The sequence below is a fragment of the Brevibacterium sp. S111 genome (assembly GCF_004745075.1).
In the GTDB taxonomy this organism is placed as follows: domain Bacteria; phylum Actinomycetota; class Actinomycetes; order Actinomycetales; family Brevibacteriaceae; genus Brevibacterium.
Window position 1 is genome coordinate 1 of sequence record NZ_RHFH01000065.1, and the last position, 845, is coordinate 845.

Below are 845 nucleotides of genomic sequence, written 5' to 3' on the forward strand. Positions count from 1 at the left end.
AACCCGTCCATCGTGACGACTTCGACTCCGGCACGGAATGCTGGGGAGCGCTCGTTCAGCCATGTGGTCACGACTCTGGCGGAGCGTCCCGCTTTCACATCCAGCAGACGTGCTCGACCGGTTCCGTCGATGAGCGGGGTCAGGTCGACGAAGATCGTCGCGAAAGAGTCTTCGCCTTGTCCGCGCACGTGTTTCCAGCAGTGCTCATCGATGCCCAGGACCCGGACGCCCGACAGATGGTCAGGATCTGCATAGACCAGCGACTTCGCCGCGTTGATGGCCAAGTGGTTGACGAGGTCCCAGCCGAGTCCGAGTGCCTTGCTGATCGCTTGGATGCTCATCTGATCGTGGATGAGGCGTTTGAGGATCCAGGTCGTGGCGCGTTTCGTGGTCTTCGCCCCGGGCTCGGCGGCTTCGAGTGGGTGCTGGAAGATCGAACGCCGGCACTGGGGGTGAACGCACTGATAACGCGGCAGTCGTACGTGCAAACGGGTCGGGTGGCCGGTGATGGGAACGTCTGTCAGGTGACGGATGACGTGATCACGCAGTCGTCCTTCCGCCCCGCAGTCAGGGCAGAATCCCGCCGGTTCTCGTGGTGTGGCTTCGATGACGGTGACGTCGTCATCGGTGATGTGCGCGCCGGTGATGTGGATGCCGAGTTCGAGGGTGCGGCAGATGACATCGGCTACAGGACACGACTGGGCTGAGGAGGTAGATTGCATGGCAGGGCCTTGGGTGTGAGGGATCTTGGAGAATTTCCATCATCACCCAAGGCCCGCCTCTCATTCATCACCGACACACTGGGTGCAGAGACCCTGCTACGCACTCTGAAACCGGAAGAGCCG

The 845-nt window shown here is 61.7% G+C and carries 1 protein-coding gene; it reads right to left on the reverse strand.

Translation table 11 applies throughout. From position 1 onward, the window contains the following. Positions 1 to 722 (reverse strand): transposase family protein (locus tag EB836_RS18060; protein ID WP_135542833.1); only part of this gene is annotated, 722 nt, incomplete at its 3' end. Positions 723 to 845 lie beyond the last annotated feature (123 nt).